Origin of the sequence: Vibrio salinus (assembly GCF_021272385.1) — a bacterium.
In the GTDB taxonomy this organism is placed as follows: domain Bacteria; phylum Pseudomonadota; class Gammaproteobacteria; order Enterobacterales; family Vibrionaceae; genus Vibrio; species Vibrio salinus.
Window position 1 is genome coordinate 1,333,372 of the sequence record NZ_JAJSDZ010000010.1, and the last position, 21,512, is coordinate 1,354,883.

18 protein-coding genes are annotated in these 21,512 nt (G+C 41.5%); 9 read left to right on the forward strand and 9 right to left on the reverse strand.

The features are described from left to right. Positions 1 to 3: 3 nt before the first annotated feature. The 4 genes from LRQ06_RS19575 to LRQ06_RS19590 all read left to right on the forward strand — a co-directional run bounded on the left by LRQ06_RS19575 (position 4) and on the right by LRQ06_RS19590 (position 5,840). Positions 4 to 1,155, forward strand: a complete 1,152-nt coding sequence (locus LRQ06_RS19575; protein ID WP_232768724.1) for an ABC transporter ATP-binding protein — start codon at positions 4 to 6, stop codon at positions 1,153 to 1,155. A 22-nt stretch (positions 1,156 to 1,177) separates the two neighbouring features. Continuing rightward, complete coding sequence (locus tag LRQ06_RS19580) at positions 1,178 to 2,467, forward strand: ABC transporter substrate-binding protein (protein ID WP_232768725.1); 1,290 nt, start codon at positions 1,178 to 1,180, stop codon at positions 2,465 to 2,467. Positions 2,468 to 2,668: 201 nt separating this feature from the next. Next, complete coding sequence (locus LRQ06_RS19585; RefSeq protein ID WP_232768726.1) at positions 2,669 to 4,321, forward strand: pectate lyase; 1,653 nt, start codon at positions 2,669 to 2,671, stop codon at positions 4,319 to 4,321. A 16-nt stretch (positions 4,322 to 4,337) separates the two neighbouring features. Next, the gene (locus tag LRQ06_RS19590; protein ID WP_232768727.1) at positions 4,338 to 5,840 is read left to right on the forward strand and encodes an EmmdR/YeeO family multidrug/toxin efflux MATE transporter; all 1,503 of its coding nucleotides are present in this window, start codon (positions 4,338 to 4,340) and stop codon (positions 5,838 to 5,840) included. Between the two features lie 485 nt (positions 5,841 to 6,325). On the opposite strand, the gene LRQ06_RS19595 is transcribed toward LRQ06_RS19590, so the two are convergent. Beyond that, positions 6,326 to 8,728, reverse strand: a complete 2,403-nt coding sequence (locus LRQ06_RS19595) for an ABC transporter permease (protein ID WP_232768728.1) — start codon at positions 8,726 to 8,728, stop codon at positions 6,326 to 6,328. Further along, entirely contained in the window at positions 8,721 to 9,407 is a 687-nt protein-coding gene (locus LRQ06_RS19600; protein WP_232768729.1) for an ABC transporter ATP-binding protein, read from the reverse strand. The genes LRQ06_RS19595 and LRQ06_RS19600 overlap by 8 nt, the downstream gene beginning before the upstream one ends. On the opposite strand from LRQ06_RS19600, the gene LRQ06_RS19605 reads away from it, so the two are divergent. The 3 genes from LRQ06_RS19605 (at position 9,406) to LRQ06_RS19615 (ending at position 13,233) form a co-directional block, all read left to right on the forward strand. Then, on the forward strand, positions 9,406 to 10,020 hold the full coding sequence (locus tag LRQ06_RS19605; protein WP_232769020.1) for an arylesterase: 615 nt from the start codon (positions 9,406 to 9,408) through the stop codon (positions 10,018 to 10,020). The two genes, LRQ06_RS19600 and LRQ06_RS19605, sit on opposite strands and share 2 nt — an antisense overlap. 95 nt (positions 10,021 to 10,115) lie before the next feature. Further along, positions 10,116 to 11,267, forward strand: a complete 1,152-nt coding sequence (gene fabV / locus LRQ06_RS19610) for an enoyl-[acyl-carrier-protein] reductase FabV (RefSeq protein ID WP_232768730.1) — start codon at positions 10,116 to 10,118, stop codon at positions 11,265 to 11,267. A 193-nt stretch (positions 11,268 to 11,460) separates the two neighbouring features. Further along, the gene (locus LRQ06_RS19615) at positions 11,461 to 13,233 is read left to right on the forward strand and encodes a putative bifunctional diguanylate cyclase/phosphodiesterase (protein WP_232768731.1); all 1,773 of its coding nucleotides are present in this window, start codon (positions 11,461 to 11,463) and stop codon (positions 13,231 to 13,233) included. A gap of 22 nt (positions 13,234 to 13,255) precedes the next feature. Here the strand turns inward: LRQ06_RS19615 and LRQ06_RS19620 are convergent, their stop codons facing one another. Further along, complete coding sequence (locus tag LRQ06_RS19620) at positions 13,256 to 13,873, reverse strand: DNA-J related domain-containing protein (protein ID WP_232768732.1); 618 nt, start codon at positions 13,871 to 13,873, stop codon at positions 13,256 to 13,258. A 276-nt stretch (positions 13,874 to 14,149) separates the two neighbouring features. On the opposite strand from LRQ06_RS19620, the gene LRQ06_RS19625 reads away from it, so the two are divergent. Next, complete coding sequence (locus LRQ06_RS19625) at positions 14,150 to 14,905, forward strand: BUD32 family EKC/KEOPS complex subunit (protein ID WP_232768733.1); 756 nt, start codon at positions 14,150 to 14,152, stop codon at positions 14,903 to 14,905. Between the two features lie 120 nt (positions 14,906 to 15,025). On the opposite strand, the gene LRQ06_RS19630 is transcribed toward LRQ06_RS19625, so the two are convergent. The 6 genes from LRQ06_RS19630 to LRQ06_RS19655 all read right to left on the reverse strand — a co-directional run bounded on the left by LRQ06_RS19630 (position 15,026) and on the right by LRQ06_RS19655 (position 20,731). After that, positions 15,026 to 16,222 carry an acetate/propionate family kinase gene (locus tag LRQ06_RS19630; protein WP_232768734.1) on the reverse strand — a complete coding sequence of 399 codons (1,197 nt, stop codon included), beginning with the start codon at positions 16,220 to 16,222 and terminating at the stop codon, positions 15,026 to 15,028. A 314-nt stretch (positions 16,223 to 16,536) separates the two neighbouring features. Beyond that, positions 16,537 to 17,295 (reverse strand): iron ABC transporter ATP-binding protein, encoded by a 759-nt coding sequence (locus LRQ06_RS19635; protein WP_232768735.1) that lies wholly within the window; start codon positions 17,293 to 17,295, stop codon positions 16,537 to 16,539. A gap of 2 nt (positions 17,296 to 17,297) precedes the next feature. Next, positions 17,298 to 18,248, reverse strand: coding sequence for an iron chelate uptake ABC transporter permease subunit VctG (vctG, locus tag LRQ06_RS19640; RefSeq protein WP_232768736.1), 951 nt, complete (start codon positions 18,246 to 18,248; stop codon positions 17,298 to 17,300). After that, positions 18,238 to 19,176: an ABC transporter permease gene (locus LRQ06_RS19645; RefSeq protein ID WP_232768737.1), complete on the reverse strand. Its 939-nt coding sequence runs from the start codon at positions 19,174 to 19,176 to the stop codon at positions 18,238 to 18,240. Before LRQ06_RS19645 ends, vctG begins: the two co-directional genes overlap by 11 nt. Positions 19,177 to 19,194: 18 nt before the next feature. Beyond that, positions 19,195 to 20,106, reverse strand: a complete 912-nt coding sequence (locus tag LRQ06_RS19650; RefSeq protein WP_232768738.1) for a siderophore ABC transporter substrate-binding protein — start codon at positions 20,104 to 20,106, stop codon at positions 19,195 to 19,197. A 106-nt stretch (positions 20,107 to 20,212) separates the two neighbouring features. Further along, positions 20,213 to 20,731: a flavodoxin gene (locus tag LRQ06_RS19655; protein WP_232768739.1), complete on the reverse strand. Its 519-nt coding sequence runs from the start codon at positions 20,729 to 20,731 to the stop codon at positions 20,213 to 20,215. Positions 20,732 to 20,894: 163 nt separating this feature from the next. Here LRQ06_RS19655 and LRQ06_RS19660 point away from each other — a divergent pair, with 163 nt between their 5' ends. Beyond that, complete coding sequence (locus LRQ06_RS19660) at positions 20,895 to 21,377, forward strand: CreA family protein (protein ID WP_232768740.1); 483 nt, start codon at positions 20,895 to 20,897, stop codon at positions 21,375 to 21,377. Positions 21,378 to 21,512 lie beyond the last annotated feature (135 nt).

Below are 21,512 nucleotides of genomic sequence, written 5' to 3' on the forward strand. Positions count from 1 at the left end.
ACAATGGCTGAAGTAAAATTTAATAAATTAGAGAAAACTTATTCAAACGGATTTAAAGCCGTTCACGGTGTTGATTTAACTATTAGAGATGGAGAATTTCTGGTTATCGTCGGTCCGTCTGGTTGTGCAAAATCGACCACACTGAGAATGTTGGCGGGGCTGGAAAATATCACCGGTGGTGAAATCCTGATCGGAGGTCGGGTGGTGAATAATCTACCTCCGAAAGACCGGGGAATTGCCATGGTATTCCAGAACTATGCACTGTATCCCCATATGACTGTCCGTGAAAATCTCGGCTTTGGTCTGAAACTGCAAAAATTACCGAAGAGCGAAATCAATCAACGCGTAAATGATGCCGCCAATATTCTGGAAATTGAAGAACTACTTGATCGTTTACCTCGTCAGTTATCCGGTGGTCAGGCACAACGGGTTGCCGTCGGACGTGCCATCGTGAAAAAACCGGAAGTGTTTTTATTTGATGAACCACTATCCAACCTGGATGCAAAACTCAGAGCATCAATGAGGATCCGTATTTCTGACCTTCACAAACACCTGAAATCAGAAAAACGCCCTGCAACGGCTGTGTATGTTACCCATGACCAGACAGAAGCGATGACGATGGGTGATCGTATCTGTGTGATGAAACTGGGTGAAATTATGCAGGTGGATACGCCGGAAGAGCTTTATAACAACCCGGTCAATATGTTTGTCGCTGGCTTTATCGGTGCCCCGGAAATGAACATGGCCGATGTGGCACTCGTCGATGACGGTGACGATTTGGTTGTAGATATTGAAGGCCAGAGACTGAGCTTACCAGCGGAAAAAGTTCTCAGCATTCGCAATCACGGATTCAATAAAACCGTTTTAGGCATCCGGCCAGATAACATTACGTTGTCATTAGCTGAAGGCTCTCACCATGATTCGATTCAAACCATCCAGGGTGATGTCGTCCGGATGGAAAATATGGGGCATGAAGTGTTTGTTTACTTTGCCATCGGCAAAAATGAATTTACAGCCCGTGTTCCAATTGATGACGTCAAAGAAAAATTAAACATGCAGTTACAGAAGAATGTCACGTTCATGATTGACATGAACAAAGCACATATTTTTGACAAAGAAACAGAAGTGAATATTTCTCTACCTACTCAAAAATAATAAATATCTTGGAGACTATCTCATGATTAAGAAAAAACTACTAACAACACTCACCATGGTTGCTCTTGGCACAATGGTTGCAACAGCAGCCTCGGCACAAACTGAGTTGCGAATGTCCTGGTGGGGGGGAAGCTCCCGACATCAGGCAACATTAAAAGCCCTTGAAAAATTCCATGAAAAGTATCCGGACATCGTAGTTAAAGGTGAATATACCGGTTGGAATGGTCACCTATCCCGTCTGACAACTCAGATTGCAGGTAACACTGAACCTGACGTGATGCAAACCAACTGGAACTGGTTGCCAATCTTCTCTCGTGACGGGAAAGGCTTTTATGATATGAATGCTCAATCAGATGCGCTACATATCGGAAACTTCCCGGAAAAAGCCATTAAAATGACCACGGTACAAGGCAAAATTGATGGATTACCTGTCAGTATTACCTCCAGGGTGTTCTACTATAACAAAGATAGCTGGGCCAAAGCAGGCGTGAAATATCCAAAAACCTGGGAAGATTTCAAAAAAGCCGGTCAGGCATTTAAAGCGAAACTGGGCGATGGATACTATCCTCTGGTGGTGGAAGCCCGTGACGTGTTTGCCATCAACCGTTCAATTTTTATCCAGAAATACGGTAAAGATATTATCAGCCATAAAACCAATTTACTGGATTTTACCCCGGAAGAGATGACCAAATTCTTCCAGATTTATGTTGATATGGTTAAAAATCATGTGTTTCCATCAACCGAAGTATTCGCGTCTTATGGTAAAGGAAACATGAACGAAATGCGTCCATGGATTGACGGTCACTTTGGTGGTCTGTATATGTGGAATACCTCCATTCCTAAATACGCAGACAATTTGGAACCACCACAATCAATGGAATTAGGTCCTTATCCGATGGCTCCGGGTGCTACTGACTCTGGTCTGCTGGCTCGTCCTTCAATGATGTTTTCTATTGGCCGAAACACAAAACATCCTGAAGCGGCCGCCAAACTGGTGAACTTCCTTCTAAACGATCCCGATGGAGTGAAAGCAATGGGGCTGGCTCGTGGTGTACCATTAAGTAAAGCAGGCCTGAATGCATTGAAAGTATCAGGTGATCTGGATGAAACCAGCCTGCCATATCAGGGTTACAAAATGGCGCAAACACTGCCACAAACTATTTTGCCAACTACTTATACTGATAATGCCCAGTTAATGGAATTATTTGAGGAAGAAATGCAGCATTTGGATTACGGTCAGTCTACACCGGCCAAATCTGCGAAAAACTTTATCCGTCGTGGTAACCGCGTATTGAAACGTATTGCCAAATAACGTAAAAGGAAAATCGTCACAGCACTCCGGTAAACGGAGTGCTGTTTTCGCGTTTTTATTATAAGCAATTGACACATTTATTGATTGACATGATATGTCCCCTACACCATGGGATGAACACACTCAAATATAACCAAAACCGGGATGGCTCACTCCTCTTCATTTACTTTTTTCCCGACCAAGCCTGCGGAGATCATGAACATGAAAACTTCCTTTCTGCCTTTGCTTAATGACTATTATCAACGAATGACAAAACAAGCACAGGCAAAATCCACCCCCCTTCTTGCCGATGGAATCGACGTTCATAACGGACGCCCGGTCTACTGGGCTTACCCGGATGGTTCCCGGGCACCAATGAGTAACTTTGCCAGCCAACAAAACTTTATGCGGGGTCTGGTTGCATTAAGTGAGATTACCGGTAATGCACACTACCGCGAACAGGCGCATCAACTGACCCAGTATTTCCTTGAACATTATTCCGACCCTAAAAGCGGATTGTTCCACTGGGGAGGACACCGTTTCATTAACCGGGACACCGGAGACATTGAAGGGCCGGCAGGGAAAGCCTGTGTCCATGAACTCAAACATCACTTCCCTTTTTACGATCTTCTCCATCAGGTATCCCCGGAAAAAACGACCAAATACCTGCAGGGATTCTGGGCAGCCCATGTGTCCGACTGGCATAAACTGGACCTGAGTAGACATGGTGAATATGGCCAACCTTTCCCTGACCGGATATTCCACCAGTTTGAACCTCATCAGGTTGTTGATCCCTCGCTCTGGCCGGATCTACCGGAAACCGTCGGTCTGACCTTTGTCAATGCCTCAACGGACTTAATTTATGCCGCATGTCACTACTACAAATACACCGGAGATAGCGATGCCAGCAAATGGGCAAAACACTTGTACCATCAGTTTGTTCTGGCCCGGAATCCGGAAACGTTAATGCCGGTGTATCAGTTCTCTTCGCCAAAACAAAGAGAACCGGAGCCGGAAGATGACCGGATTACGTTCTCCTGGTTCGGTGACCGGGCCCGGCGTCAGTTCGGAAAAGAATTTGGCGCGATAGCCCGGGAAGCCAATGTCTTATTCAGAGACAACTGGCCGGTCATCATTGATAATCCTCTGGCCATGCTAGAGTGCGCCGATCTTCTGCAGGATGACGAACTGACCGACTGGGTCATTGACGGGATCAATGCCTATTTCAGATACGCCTGGGATGAGTCAACCAACGAAATAATCCCCATGTGGAATAACGGACAGGACATGACCGGCTATGTGTTCCAGAGAGACGGTTATTATGGCGACAAAGGGACGACACTCAAACGTCAGCCAACCGATCCGGCTTGCCTGCTCACACTGGTACGCGCCGGTATCCGAAGTGACAATGCTGACTTAAGAACGCTCACGGCCAAAATGTTCGCCAGCTTCAAATTAGGTCGGCTCAACGCTCAAACACTGCATCCAACCGAAGTCGCGCAAGAAACCGATATCGCGTCACCTTATCTGGTCTTTTCATTGCTGGAATTAGAACAGCTGACTGGCGACCACCGCCTCTATGAGCTGGCCGAAAACGTCGGCGAAAACCTGATAAGAGAGCACTATTTTGACGGTTATTTCCTGCCATCCGTGAAACATCGCTTTGCCCGTCTGGATGATCCGACACCTTATGCATTAATTGCCCTGGAAGCCGCCCGAAAAGGATGTTATCAGCAAATTCCCGTGGCAATTTCAACGGGTGGATATTTGCACGGAGAGCAAAAAATCGACGGAGAAATAAAAATTGTTTACGACCTGGATGTCATATACCAGCAAACAATCGAAGAACCAACGCCACTACCCTGTGGCCAATAACAAAAGGAACTCAAACGTGCCTGCCGAGCAAGCAAACGAACCGGACTCTTTATCCATAGATAATCCTATGCCACCACCACCGGAGCCCAAACAAACGAAACGGCTTATCCGGCACCGTCATAAAGTCCTGCTTTCGCAGGACGTTGCGCCTTTCGCCTGGCCAATCGCCATCGAACTGACCTGCGTCGTTCTGATGAGCATAGCCAGCACGATTCTGGTCAGCCGTATCGGCAAAGCGGATACGGCTGCCGTTGGCGTCAGCGACAGTCTCACCTTCATTGTCATTTCATTTCTCACCGCCATTGCGCTTGGTGGTTCAGTGTTCATCGCTCAGTTATACGCTAAGCATGATCGTGAAAACTGTATCCGGGGAGCAGCGCATGCCATTAACTTGAATCTGGTTTTCAGCCTAGTCGCCTGGATAATCGTGCAGTGTTTTGCAGGCCCCATTCTGTCAGTTGTCGCTTATGGAGCAGAAGCAGAAGTCATACGGCTCACCCAAATGTATTTACAAACCATCGCGTTCAGCTTCCCGGCACTGGCAATACTTTTTGCCGGAAGTGGCGTCTTACGGGCGGTTGGAAATTCCCGTCTGCCGGCCATCAGTAATATTCTGATGAACGTTCTCAACATTCTGATCAGCTACCCGCTGATTTACGGACTGAGTGAATGGGGAATCGGAACATGGCAGGGATTCGGACTACTGGGAGCAGGCATCGGTATTACACTGGCCCGCTGGATTGGTGCACTGATGATTCTGGTTTGCCTGATGAAAAACCGAACCTTCAGTGTCCCTCTACGGGCCTTCTTTCAGCCATTTCGGAAAAACATATTGAACGATATTCTTGGTGTCGGTATCCCTGCCAGCATCGAATCGATGATGTTTAACTTCGGTAAACTGCTGACACAAGTTATGGTCGCCGGGATGGGTACCGTCGCAATGGCCGGTAACTACATCACTTTTTCTATTATTCTGCTGCTGAATATTCCCGGAAATACCCTCTCTATGGCCTCCACCGTTATCATCGGTAAACGCCTGGGTCAGGACAGACCCAAAACCGCAGCGCAGGAAATGCGGCTCATCTTCTGGGTCGCGACGATTTTACTGATTCTCTTAGGGGTTGTCAGTGTCCCACTGGCAGAATGGATTGCCCGGGGATATACCAGCGATCCCGAGGTCATCGATGTGGTCGTTAATCTGTTGTACCTTAATGCCATCATGCTGCCGGTCTGGGCCGCTTCCTTTGTCTTACCGTCGGCCTTTAAAGGGGCCAGAGACGTCAAATACACCATGTACTCTGCCATTATCAGTATGTGGGGTTGCCGTGTCGTACTCGGTTACATACTCGGCATTGTATTGGATTTAGGCGTCTACGGCGTCTGGCTCGGAATGTTTGCAGACTGGTGGTTACGCGGTAGCCTGTATTTCTTGCGAATGCTAAACCAACGATGGCTAACCAAGTACCAACAGCGCAAAGCAGAAACTATTGTGGTTACAAGCGTTCGACGAACCAAATAAATACCGTTGACTGGCAGTTCCCTTCTGTTCAAACTAACCGATTTATTTTACTACTTAACAGCAACTTTACTTCAGTAGCATACCGGGTCAGAATTCTGTTGTATTTATTACGCCACTTTGCTCATAAACAATCAAATTTTTTGTATAACGTAAAATCAATATACCGGACTCAAAACGGTATTAAAATCACATTTTTATACGAAAAACTGGCTTTGGAGTCTAACAATATCAAGACACAAATTTTAAAAAATATAACTTGACTCAACATTTCGAGTTTAATTTTTTTAATAAAACTGAAATATACACTCAAGCACAGCCATTGTATTTATTAGCTTTGAGTCGAATAATCGGCAGCAAACTTATCAAGTTATCCCAAACTTTATCCACTATTTCTGTGGATAAATTGCAACTTTAGTCTATGTTCAATTAATTTGTCTGTTGAGCAAATCTTTAAGATTTGCGGACCTATTGAACATCAACTTTGTTCAATAGGGCTTCACCAGTGATTTTGAACTCCGCAGGACAAGAATCATTAGAGTTACGACCGTCATAACGGGCATAACAAATAACATAGCCCAATGCATAGAAGAATCGATATTGAGTATGTATTCACTGAGGATACGAATCAAAATTTCAGCACTAAAATACGCTACAATACTCGCAATACAGCCCATCAAGCCAAATTCGTATAATAATGTCTGAAAAATTCGGTTCTTACTTGCACCTAATGTTCTGTATATTTGTACTTCATTTTTCCTTGAGTCGATACTCAACAGCAGAACCGTTACTACCAGTAAAAAACCCGCTAACACGGCAATACCTGACAATAAAGAAATTGCCCACACCACTTTACTTAGTAAATTCTGAATTTTTTCCGTCAGGATTCTTAAATCAATCACACTAACAGTTGGAAAAGATCTTGATATCTGATTCAATTGGCTATCATGTTGAGGTAACAGACGATAGCTCACCAACCAGGAAGAAGAAAACTTCCTCATGACATCCGGAGTAAAAATGAAATAAAAGTTTGGCTTCATTGAACGCCATTCAACCCGGCGGATTGAATTAATCGTCGCAGAAAACGAAACACTGTTTGCCACAAATGTTAATATATCTCCGACCTTAAGTTTCAATTCGTCAGCAACCCTGGACTCAACGGAAACCCCATTTTTATGACTCCATGTCCCATCAACAATGTCATTATAGGTTGGTAAAGTGTCAGCCCAGGTAAAGTTGATTTCCCGTCTTAATGAATCACTCTGATCAGTACCCCCGGCATGATCAACAATATTTTCATTATTCACCCTGGTAATCCGGCCTCTCAATATCGGATACATTTGCGAAATATCCGTCGCAATGTTACCGATTTCCTGACTATAACGAGCTCTTTCCTTATCTGAGATATTAAATGCAAATACGTTGGGACCATTCACAGGAAGAACAGAACGCCAATCCGAAAATAAGTCATGTTTGGCCATCCAGATCACCGCCATAAGCATCAAAGACAACCCAAGAACACCAAGCTGTAAACCTGTTACTATTCTTGTACGGCTCATCCTCATTAGTGCCAACTTAATAGCCGGGTAAGTGATAAACCGCTTCGTAATAAAAATAATCAAAAGTGACAGACAGGAAAGCACAAAAAACAAAACGGCAATGCCGCCCAGCATAAACCAGACAATCAGGTTCCCTCTGAACAAAAAAAACAGACTGAATAAAGGAATAATGATCAAAATAAAGGTCATTATATGGCCGGTGAAACTGTCCTTCATAGAATCAGTCCGCCATAAACGCCTGATGGGAATCCCGACAGAAGAGAAAACAACCAGTAAACAAAACGTAACGGCAATAGCATAAGGCTCGCCAGTCAGTGGCGAAATAACGGCAGGTAACAGAGGCCTGAGCGGGATTCTCAGAACATACTCTAATCCGATACCTAGAATAAGCCCTGCAGTAATAGCAACACTTAAAAGAAGCCCCAACTGAATCAGTAACCAACGGATTATCCATTTACGTGTCGCGCCCATACATCTGAGCGCATCAATCACCGGTTTTCGGCTGTTAACATACGACTGAGCCGTTACCACCAGTGTCGCCGAGGCCATCAACACAATGATCACAACAATCATTGACACATACTGGCGAGTTTTCTCAAAAATCTGGGATGCCCGGCTCTCTTCGCCGGTATCACGCCATTTGTCACCACTTTTAAGAGGAATCTGAGATTTCAGAGCGGCCTGTTTTTCTTCAGGGGCATTGATATACACGGAATATCTGACCCGACTACCCGGCTGAATCGCACCGGTTTTCGCTAAGTCACTCTGATGAATATACACCGTCGGCATCTGGCGGAAAGGGTTAAAGTTAATCCCCGGCTCTTCTTTAATTTCCCCGGTCACCCTGGCATCAAGATCTCCAATCGAAACCAAATCACCAATATGCGTTTGCAATTCACTCATTAGCCCTTTATCAAGCCAGACCGTTCCGGGATAAACGTGATGGGCATCCCCGGCGCCCCCTTCCAGTTGTAACTGCCCTCTCAGCGGATAATTGCTCTGTACGGCCTTTACCGTCACCATTTTCATGGCGTTACGACCAAATAACATGGTGTAAAAGCGGGTCATCTGTGACGTGTCACTTTTATCCTCACTATGGATGTCCAAAAGAGACGCCGGAGGCGGATTGGCGGATTCAAATACCATATCGGCTAAAAGAGCATCTTTACCCTGTTTATCGATAGCCTGAGACATTCTTTCAGACAAAGCAAAAAGAGAAAACACGCTGGCAACAATCAGGATGATAGCCAGAACGACAGGCCAGAAATGCCCCCGCATTAATTCCCGGAAACTCCAGGAAAAGTAAAACCGCCATGGAAACCGCTCAGCCATCGGTGCCTACCTCTTTAATGGTTCCATCACTCATAATGAACCGACGTCTGCACCGATCTGCTAATTGAGGGTCATGAGTAACAATTACCAGAGTTGTATCATGCTTATCATTCAACTCAAACAACATCTCAATGACTTGTTTAGCCGTCGATTGATCTAAATTTCCGGTTGGCTCATCTGCAAATAATACCTGTGGATTAATCATAAATGCTCTGGCAATCGCCACCCGTTGCTGCTCACCACCTGACAATTCAGAAGGCATATGCTGGCAACGATGCCCTAATCCCACAGCATCAAGCAACGCTTTTGCCTTCACCCAGTTTTCCTTTTTACCCTGAAGAAGAAATGGTAACGTCACATTCTCAATCGCATTCAATGTTGATACCAACATAAAATTTTGAAAAATGAATCCAATCTTCCGGCTTCTTAACTCTGCCTTTTGCTCATCGGTCAGCGCATTCAGGTTCTCAGACAAAAGTTCAATGTTTCCGGACGATGGCGAATCCAGTCCAGCCAGTAATGACATCAAAGTTGACTTGCCGGCTCCTGAGCTTCCAAGAATAGCTACTGTTTCACCGGAGAAAATATTCATATTCACGCTTTCCAAAATTGTCAGCGTATGTTGTTTTGTCGATACAACCTTAGATATATTAGAAGCAGAGATAACTGGAGTACTCATAATGCGTTTACTTTCCTTAGTTTTTTTACTGTTTTTTTCAACATCAGGAATATCAAAAACCCTGCTGATTCTGGGTGACAGCCTCAGTGCCGGATACCAGATGCCAATTTCTAAAGCCTGGCCATCATTACTTAATAATGACTTACTACAGCAGGGATACAATATTAATATTGTAAATGGAAGTATCTCAGGAGATACCACCTCATCTGCAATTAACCGGCTGCCACAACTTTTGTCTGAGAATGCGCCGGACTATGTCCTGATAGAGCTTGGAGCTAATGATGGTCTTCAGGGATTCCCCCTCGACATTACAAAACAAAACCTGATTTCTATGATCAAAAAAATACGGCTGGAAGGCGCGTTCCCGATACTGATGCAAATTCGTATCCCTCCGAATTATGGCAAACGTTACAGCGATGCTTTTCGTAATATCTACCCGGGTCTTGCACAGCAGTTAAACGTCCCCTTAATTCCCTTTTTTATGGAAAAAGTCGTCACGAAACCCGAGTGGATGAGAGATGATGGCTTACATCCCAACGAACAGGCCCAACCATGGATTGCCAGCCAGATAGCCCAAGATATCGTGCCTCATATTTCACTCGAACCCAACTAATAGCATATTCTGGATATTTTAATGGCTTAGCTCAATAAATTACATGTTAAGTTAAGATATGGTTAACATGTTTGAACAAAATAGGAACTGACTACATGCCTATAAAACCTCAGATTCACAACAACACGGTTAAGCATGCCCACCCCCTTGGCTGTAAGAAGAGAATTGAAAAGCAGATCCAACGGGTAAAACAGGCCACAATTCATTGCAATAAACGACTTCGGGTTCTTATTCTGGGCAGCTCCAGTGGTATTGGATTAGCGTCAAGAATCGCCTTAACATTCGGAGAAGCAAACGCCGACACGATCGGAGTATCACTGGACACTAATCCCACTCCACACAGTGAAGCTAACGCCGGATATTACAACAACCAATGGTTCAAACATTTTGCTGAAATTGATGGTCATACTGCCGTCAATATTCAAGGAGACGTATTTTCTCCTCAAACTAAAATTGAGGTTATAGAAGCCATTGAAACCTACTTTGAAGGCGAAGTCGATCTTATTGTTTACAGCATCGCCAGCACAAAACGCCGGAAACCGAATTCAAAAGAGTTTTGGCATGCTGTAATTAAGCCAATGAATACCCCTCTTCATACTAATATTATCGATTTCAGTGATGACAGTATGTCTGAGGTAGAAATACCACCGGCAACAGACGATGAAATTTTGTCGACAAAAAAAGTGATGGGAGGAGAAGACTGGGCTTCCTGGGTAGAAACGCTGATCAATTCGGAATCTATCTCGAATGGTTGTCGAACTCTGGCGTTTTCTTATATAGGCCCGGAATTAACTAACCCAATTTATCTCGAAGGGACGCTTGGGCACGCCAAAGTCGATCTTCACCAAACCAGCCACAGTTTAAACATGGAGCTGGCCAATTTTGGAGGCTCGGCACATGCAGTCGTCTGTAAAACTCTGGTCACACGAGCCAGCGTCGTCATTCCGGGACTACTCCCTTATTTAACTTGTTTAGAAAGTGTTCTGGACAGTCAGAATCGAAATGAAGATGCTTTATCACAAATGATGCACTTATTTTATGAAAAATTATCTGATCCAGATAATATTCAAACCGATAGTGAACGCCTGATTAGGCTGGATGAAACAGAGCTATCCTCAGACATTCAGTTAGCAGTAACTGAAAAACTTAAAAAATTTACGCCAGAAAAATTATCATCTGATTTATCATACCAATCGGTAAAAAAACAATTTTTACAGCTCAATGGGTATAATAATGATGAAGAATAAACACTAACGAATGGTTAAGGGCAACAGAAAGTTGACCAGTTGCCCTTATAATTCTCAAAGAAAAGACAAAATTCATTTCGTAACACCTATTCAACATTTCACTTTTGTGGTTTTATAAGTATCGAAATGCTTTCGTATAACGCCTAATTTAGCGTTTTAGTTAAGTCCAAGATTCATGCGGGAATAAAGTGTTATGCCAATTAATGAGCTAAAAAATTCAGGCTTATTCTTAGAATTATTAAAAAACTGGGAAAACACAACGGCGGTCTTTGAACACTATTTAACCGACATTCAACTCAATATCTGGCTATACAATTCCCCACACTGTTCATTAACAGTTTTAAATTTAAAACAAGATGAAAAGTTCTTGCTGTTATCTGAGTTAAAAAATTCACTGAATCAATCTCACTTACCTACCACGAAATTTCTGAAACCTCTTCAGACAACCGGAGAAAGATATAAATGCTATAATATTTTATATTTTACGCTAACAGATGCACTATCTAATCTGCCAATCGGTTTAATCACCGCAACAATGTTGTCAGAAAGATCACCAGCCCAACAAGAATTAAATCTACTGCAGGAATATTGCGAAAAAATTGAATTAGAGGTTCTGAATAAACTCCGTTCACTGGAACAAAATCAGCATCAACTGATAAAAAATGAACTCGACTTTCACAAAAATTACGATTTCGGTACTGGCTTTTTAAACAGATATGCCCTGGAAAGGGAGCTGGAACAGGCTCTATCTAAATCACCAAATGAAGTGGCCGTTGTTTATGTCGGGTTTGCAAATGCAAAAAACCTTCAGACTCAGTTTAATTTTTATGAGTGGGAAAAAATACTCAAAGCATTTGCTGATCGGCTTTCGTTCAAAATACAGCAAGACCACATTAACATCGCAAGACCGAATGCAACAGATATTATTGTTCTAATTCACTCACACGAACTGAAAAAAGAAACGATCCTATTATGCGAAGAGCTGGCATCAATCAGCAAATCAATCTTTACAATCAACAATCAGGCTATCCACTTACATACCCACATAGGTGTCTCTTATAGCTTTGGTACAACCAGTGTATCATCTCTGATCAATCAGGCATCATCAGCTATGATCACCTGTAAAGATACCGGACAAAAATATTGCATTCACTCAAATCTGCTATCCGAAAGCCAAACCCGACTTCAGCATCTGGAAAGCTATCTGCTCAAAGCGGTCAGAAACGGAGACCTGATGCTTTACTTCCAACCGAAGGTTAATCCACTGACAAAACGCTGGCTTGCTGCAGAAGCATTATTAAGATGGAAACACCCTCTGCTAGGTGAAATTTCCAGTGAAACATTAATTCATTTAGCAGAAAAAAATGGCCTTATATTTGAAGTAGGAAGTTTTGTGTTAAAAACAGCGATCAAAAAAGCGGCTTCCTGGAAAAAATACGCACCTCATTTTAAAATTGCGGTAAATATATCAGCGAAACAACTGATGGATATCCGGTTTATTCATCAGGTTCAAAAGTTATTGGAAACTCATTCTTTGTCACCTGAAAGCCTTGAAATTGAAGTAACAGAAAGTGGATTAATCACCGATGAAGAAATGGCAGCTGAGGTTTTAGAGGAGCTTCATCAATTGGGAATTACCTTATCTCTTGACGATTTTGGGACAGGTTATGCCTCATTTAACTATTTGAAAAAATTTCCGTTTGACTGCATCAAAATAGACAAAAGCTTTGTTGAAACCATCGAAAACAATCCTCAGGATCAGGATATCATTCGTTCTATCATCCAGATTGCAAAAAAACTCGATCTTCAGGTAATTGCCGAAGGGGTGGAAACACGAATGCAGGAACAGTTTATTATTGAAGAAGGATGCGATTATGGGCAAGGTTATTTATATGGCAAACCAATGCAGGCTGACGTATTTGAAAACAAACTGAAAACTCAATTGGAAGTTTTCGAATTGAATTAAACAGCAGAAGACTAAATCATCGCTATATTCTTAGTAAATTCCAAGCTTCACATAACATACGGAACGTATCACTGTTTCCCCCATCCCGGTCAGGATGCCATTTCAGAGCCAGTTTACGCCAACGCTTTCTGATTTCTGCCGGAGTTGCAAAATCATCCAGTTCAAATAGTTCCAGCGCCTTTTTGCGTGTCAGGCCGACATTATCAGAAACACCACCGATATAGGACTGATAGTGTTCCCAAAATTGATTGAGTAATCGTTTCACTTCACCTTCCGAAGCTTCATAATTGCTCCATTCCAGATAATACTCTCTCAGGGGATCGGCTGAATCAATAGCATGTGATGAAGTATGACGATAAAAAAATAATTGGATATTCATTGCCTCAACCTGCAGCCAGTATTCAGGGATCAGAATTTCCTGAAGCTGATATAACGCATTCATAATCAAAAAATTACGCTTAAATACATCTTTTTCAGGAGCAGCATCCAACTCAGGGATATAACCCAGCCTATTCAAATGGGCCGATAAAATATGAACTTTCCATGCATTTCCAGATGATTTTAAGACCTCAAAAATCGGCCAAATTAACGAATTTTCTATCGATGAATCTTTCGCTGCCAGAGACGAACTGCTATTCATTGATTAACTCCTTGAGATCCCGTATCCCTGTAATATGAAATTAAATTTGCCGATAACACCGGAAAATTCATCAAAAGTCAGGTCGTTCACCAAGACGTAAACTAACCTGACACGTCTTAAGTCTATTATAATATTCAGACTAAAATGGGGAATTTATCCTTTTTCTTATAAAATCATGAGGTATAACCTCAAATTTTCATCAATTTGTCATAAATTTATTGAATATACGACTTGCATTTTTTAAAATCACAAAGAAAACATAACCACTATAATATTATGCTTGCAGAAACATGTAATAAATTAATCTCGGACAACACCTCTGGTGGTGTTATCAAGATTAAAGAAAATAAACATACCTACTGGTTGAAAATATCAGGGGAAGATAAAAATAATATCATCAGAAAAGTTTCTGCATTTCTTGCCAGATTCAATAAATTTTCGTTCTTCGAAACCAAAGCCGTCCTTAACAGTTATGAACGCTTTGAGCATGAGAAATGTGTATTACGTTATCTTGATGAAATGAATGTACGGGTTCCTCATATAGAATACGAAGGCCCTGGTTTTTTTGTTACTTCTGATGAAGGAAAACCCCTTAATAATATCGATCCGGAAAGAATCGATCAAAATACCTTAGATCACTTATTTGAAGCATTTGCAAAACTGCATACGAATAATGTTGCTCACGGTCGCCCTGCTCTCAGAGATATTGTCATTAATGAAAAGAATGAATTAAGTATTCTGGATTTTGAAGAATCGATATTAAATGCAACAGAGCAACAAATAGCCCGCGATATTTTCATGCTATTGATGGATTTATGCCGTATTTCCAGCATAACGGAAGACCAAAAAATCAACTCATTACTATTATGGAAAGAAAGTGTTCCGGATACAGTCTGGCAACAACTGATAAAAATAAGCGACTTGCTAAAACATTTTACATTCATCGCTCACTTAGTTTTGATCTTTAAAAAGAAAAATAAACTAAGCAGACAGATAATCGAAACCGTTAAGCTAATTCAGCATATTCATTAAGAATAACAAACTAGCGTGTCATTTTATTAATCCATCATTAATTAAATGACAAACACAAAAACACCGCTCCCAACCTGGCAGCGGTATTTTAAACCTATCAAAGTGAGGAACGGGAAAAAATTATAATCTTTCTACACATTCTCTCGCAATAACAAGCTCTTCGTTTGTTGGTATAACTAAAGCAACGGAATTAAACAGTTCAGATTTGGCAATCTGACCGGAAGCACCAAAGCGGGCCGCTTCGTTTCCTTTTTCATCTTCTACGTAACCAAACACTTTCAGATAATCAAGAACGGCATGACGGACAGGCATTGAGTTTTCACCGATACCACCGGTAAATACAATGGCATCCAAACCTTCACCTACCGATACAATATAAGAACCAATGTATTTAGCAACACGGTAAGTAAATACATCAAAAGCCAGTTTTGCAGCTTCATCACCGGCTTCCACCGCTTCAAGAATACCGCGCATATCACTTGTTTTACCGGAAATACCCAGTAAGCCGGACTTTTTATTCAACGTTGTAAAGATTTTTTCCTGATCCCAGCCTTTACGCATTAAAAATTCGATAACACTTGGATCAAGGTCACCACAACGGGTTCCCATAACCACACCGGCAAGAGGAGTCAGCCCCATGCTGGTATCAATACATTCTCCGTTTTTTATCGCAGAGATAGAGGCACCATTACCAAGGTGGACGGTAATAAAGCTACCTTCGTTAGCTGGTTTACCCACCATTTTTGCTGCTTCCCGGCTAACATAAAAATGACTTGTGCCATGCGCGCCATAACGGCGAATTTTATGTTCTTTGTATAGTTCATATGGTAATGCGTAGATATATGCTTTAGGAGGCATTGTCTGATGGAAAGCGGTATCAAAAATAGCAAACTGAGGTAAGCTTGGGAAAACTTCCATCGCAGCGACCATACCCGCTGCATTTGCTTTATTGTGAAGAGGAGCAAGCTCTGCTAAACGAGCCACTTCTTCTACTACTTTTTCATCCAGTTTCACAGTACCTTTGAAAGATTCACCACCAGCAACAACCCGGTGCCCTACCGCTACAAATTTGGATGATAAATCAAGTGAATCCAGTAATTTAACAATGCGTCCGAAAGCATATTGATGATGATCACCGCCGGCAGGAATAGCTTCAGCCGTTTTCTCTCCATTATATTTCCAACTTATTTCAGCTTCTGGAAGACCAAAACATTCTCCTAAACCACTTATAATGGCATCTCCAGTTTCGGCATCAATTGCTGCAAATTTAAGAGATGAACTTCCTGAATTAATGACCAACACTAGTGAGTTCGACATGAGACGATATCCTGTTTTTTGGGTAAATGATGAAGTTCTAAACTTCTTGTTCCTGTACTAACCATTATTCAATAATTTTTGAATCTTTCAACTTTCTTTTAATTCTTTGAGACCTATTCAACATTTTTTATTGATCTTGAACAAAAATTTGCTGTTTTCAACAAAATTAGGTAAATCTATGGCTTCTCATTCAACAAAAGTTGAATATATTGCTTTAATGATTAATTTTTAGTCATTAATAAAGGAATGAGCACTTTAGAAAGTTTATAAACCCGTTAGAGGGTTGCTTTCTAAAGTATATGGAAGAGCAAACATTATGCGTAATACAGGCACATTTTTTTCCCATCGTGTTCAATTACATTAAAAGGAGTTTCATATATTTCACTCAAAATAATTGAATCTATCACTTCATCGACTTTTCCGGAAACAACGACTTGCCCTTTTTTCAGCGCAACGATGGAGTCGGAATAACACGAAGCAAAATTGATATCATGAATCACAATAATGACGGCTTTCCCCAGTTCATGGGCCAGACGTTTTATTGTTTTCATGATCTGTAAAGAATGTCTGATGTCCAGGTTATTTAAAGGCTCATCTAAAAAAATGTAATCCGTATCCTGAGCAATCACCATGGCAATGAATGCCAGTTGTCTTTGACCACCGCTGAGCTGATCCAAAAACTTATCCTGAATATCGTCAATCTTCAGATACGCTAAGGAACGGTCAACTATCTGTACATCTTCCGCTGTCAATCCGCCTTTTGAGTACGGGAAACGCCCAAATGAGACTAACTCTCTGACAGTAAAGCGCATTGACAATGAGTTAGACTGTCGTAAAACCGATAACTTTTTCGCTAAAGCTTTTGTATCCCATTCGACCAGTTCTTTACCATCAATCCAGACTTCACCTTTATCTTTGTTAAGAAGTCGGCATGCCATCGATAGCAAAGTACTTTTACCTGCACCGTTAGGACCAATAATTGAGGTAATTTCCCCTTTTTCAAAATAAACAGTAGCATTATCAACAACGGTTTGACGATCAAACTGTTTTGTTAAATTTAAAACGCTTATCATCTTTACACCACTTTATTTCTCATTAGTAACGTCAGAAAATAAATCCCTCCGATAAAATTAATCACAACACTTAGCGTTGTATCGAAGTTAAATACTTTCTCAACCAGCCATTGGCCACTTAACAGAAAACATACAGACATTGCAGAACAACCGGTTAATAAAACACTGTGTCTGTATGTCTGAAACCACTCTCTGGTCAGGTTGGTAACCAGTACGCCAAAGAACAAAATTGGTCCGACTAACGCGGTAGATATCGAAATAAGCACAGCTATCAGCAGCAGGGTGTTACGGGTCACCTTTTGGACATCTACTCCCAGACTGACCGCATTATCCCGATTCAGCCAGAACACATCGAAAATAGGATTCATCCGGAATAACAAAAAGGAGGTAATGAGCAGCAATGGCGTAACAGAATAAACCAGATTGACATTAACATGATTAAAACTGGCAAATAAATTCGCCTGAACCGATGCAAAATCGTTCGGGTCCATCAAAACAACGAGAAAAGATGTCATGTTGTTAAAGACCTGCCCAATCACAACACCTAACAAAAGGAGGGTAATTAAGTTTCCTTTGCCACTTCGGAAATAAAAAGCAAATAACAGAAAGGAAAACACCAGCATAACTGACGCCGATAAAGAAAAATTCCAGTATGCACCAGTCACAAAGCTGCTCAGTCCGCCAAATATCATCACTAGCAAAACCTGAGTAAACTGGTAGAGAAAATCAAATCCCATAACGCCTGGCGTCAAAATACGGTTATGAGTGATAGTCTGAAAAGATAACGATGACAATGCCAGAGCGATACCAGCTAAAATAATGGCCAGAACTTTTGGTATCCGTCGCGCAAGAAAAAATTCATAATTACCTGGTGTTAAGCCAATTCCGATAAACAATGCCATCACCACCAGAGAAGCGACCACAAGAACCACAACTTTCGCGCTATCTTTCATTAAGGCGTCCTTTAATTATAAACAGCACAAACAATACGCCACCGAATATATTGATAATAAAAGAAATCGGCATCTCATAAGGAAAAATAACCAACCGCCCGGCGATATCACAACAAAGAACGATTAACGCACCGGCAATCGCGGTAAGAGGAATGTTTTTCCGCAAATTATCGCCATAAAAAAATGACACCAGATTAGGCACAATCAATCCAAGAAATGGCAACTGCCCAACGATCATCACAACAACTGCAGAGGTCATAGAAACAAGTACACTGCCAATTACAACAACCCGTGTATAACTAAGGCCTAAATTGATGGCAAAATCTTTTCCCATACCTGCAGCGGATAAATGGGCTGCATACAAATAGCTAAATGCAGCAATGGGCACAGCGAGGTATAACAATTCATAATTGTCTTCAAGAATGGTAGAAAAGTTAGCGACACTCCAACTCGAATAATTCTGAATAACATCAAAACGATAAGCCAGAAATATCGCCACTGACCGGATAACATTGCCAAAAATGATACCGACCAACGGAACAAAAACCGCGTTTTTAAACTGGATATTTTGTATAAAAAAAACAAATATTAATGTTCCGGCAATAGCCGTTAAAAAAATAAACCAAATACTCTGACCATTACCAAAAATAACCAGGCTAAGCACATAACCCAATAACGCACTTTCGATAGTTCCGGACGTTGAGGGTGAGGCAAACCGGTTCTGACTGATTTGCTGCATAATAAGACCGGCAATGCTCAATCCGGCACCGGCAAGCAAAATAGCGACTAATCGCGGAATCCGGCTGGCAATCATTAAATTCCACATCGGCTCATCACCCGATATCAACCCGTACAACGTCATCGAGCCGACGCCAATAAACAGAGAGCACAGCCCAAGTAAAATTAAAATAGTAGTGATAATTTTCAAAAGAAGGACTCTGTAGGGTTAGTTATGACGGACAACTTGTTTTATGTCCCGGATCATTTGCTCTGTTGAGCGTACTCCGGCAATGGATACATACCAGGCATTGATATCAAGATAGACAATATGGCCTTTTTTATAGGCCTTCGTTGATTGAATCAACGCATTATTAAAATTTTCTTTGCTATGACTCTGACCATGATTGACCAGTTTGTCCTTATCAATAATAAATAAAATATCGGGATTTTTTCCCTGAATAAATTCGTAAGAAATCAGATCGCCATGAGGACCCTCTTTTTTTGTCTGATAGACTTCCCGGAAACCAAAATCATCATATATCGATGAAAAACGAGACAGCTTTCCAAAAGATGATATTTTCCCACCAACCGACATAATGGTCATCGCCGATGCCTGATGATTTTCGTTATACGTTTTTATCTGTTTAAATTCTGCATCGATTTTTTTTATTTTATCTTCAACTTTTTGCTCTATATGAAATATCTTTCCTAAATTCCGCCACTGTTGCTGTGTACTACTCCAGTAACCTTTATCCATATCATTCGAGAAAACCACCGTGGGTGCAATTTCGGACAACTCTTTATAACTTTTAGCGCTACGCGGACCGATAATAATTAAGTCCGGCTTTTGCATGTATATACTTTCAAAATCGGGTTCAAAGAGCGAACCGGCGGAAGGATATTGCTCACTTTCATATTTGGACAGATAGTCAGGCGTACCGGAAAATTTAGTGACCGCCACCGGATTAATACCAAAACTGTCTAAAGCATCCAGAGGTCCGACACCAAGAACAACAACCCGTTGCGGTGTGTCGTTAATCTGAGTGTTCCCCAACTGATGATGGATCGTAACCGGCTCAGCACATACGTAAGCCGAAATCGTTGCAATCAAAATGGACATTGTTATTTTAAGAATCATACCTACACCAATAACGCTTATGATAGTCATTATCATTTACATAATCAGCGTAATATACCTTTCAATAAGAAATCCATCAACTAAAAGCAGAAACAGGGAAACGTTATTACAGGTCTGAACTGTCGCAATCTTCAATATAAATTGAACAATCAGCGATTTCCGGTCCGAATAAAAAATCGTAGATAAACTGAGCATTGTCCGAAAGTGAATATGTTGGATCCACAGAAACAAAATTAGAAAACAACACCTGGTTACCGGTTTTGGTCACCATACAAGCAAATACTGGCTCCTGTTCCCTGAATCCGACGTACAACTGACAGGGTTCTGAGTAAATAATCTGGGTGTAGAACTCAATAATGCTTTCCTGCTCTTCAGGCAAAGCAAACCGCTTACTTTGCATAATCGCAAAATACACCGTCAACCGGTGAAAATTAACCGGAAACAACTCAAAGGGACACAGACATGGTTGTTCCGATGGCGTCCAGGCAATCACTTCGCATTTCAGGCTTCGTTCAAGCTGCAAATGGTAACCTTTCAGACTGGCTTTGGTCGGAAACTCGACCTCTATCTGATGCCGTAACCACTCATTCTTTGTTTCAACGATTAGCGAAATTTCATCTGCCATGGGTATCTCGGATTGGAATAAACAGCCACAAGAATACGCATACTCAGTCAATGAGACAAGTGATATACCCGGGTAACTTCGACACAGCCGGTGATTCTCTGAAATGACATCCGAATTAATGTATGATAGCCACCAGTACAGATAAATCGTTTCGGAGAATAGAATGTTAAAGAAATTAGCATTTATTGCTTTAATTGCTTCATCGCTCACGGCCTGTGACAAAAACGAAGTTGGCGATGTCAGCCTTGGGGTCTTTACCACTCAGGACATAAAAATCGATTTGTTAAAAGATCCGGTTGTTACCGGTGTTACCTGCCATATTGCGAGTATTGAGGATAACCTAAGCCTGGCAGACCCTTCAGATTCATCAATAGCCTGCCGTCAGACAGGAGAAATCACACCGGAAATGATTAAGAACATCGATAAATCCAGCTCAGGAGAAGTTGTCTTTAAAAAATCAAAAAGCGTTTTCTTTAAGACAATGAAAATCCGCCGGATATATGATGAAAAAACTCAAACCCTGATGTACATTGCGTATTCAACAAAAGAAACGTCAGGCAGTTTTAAACACAGCCTTTCAACTGTCCCACTGTGGGGAACGAAAGCCTATAAAGAATTGTCCTCCGCTTCCGACACAAATCAGTAACCTTTCCAATGCAACTGTTTTTGATTCTTTATACAAAAACAGTTGCTCTAGCACAAAAAAACATCAAATGACAGAATAACTATTGATTAATTTGTCAAATTTCATCATTCTATATCCAATAATAATAACTCATAC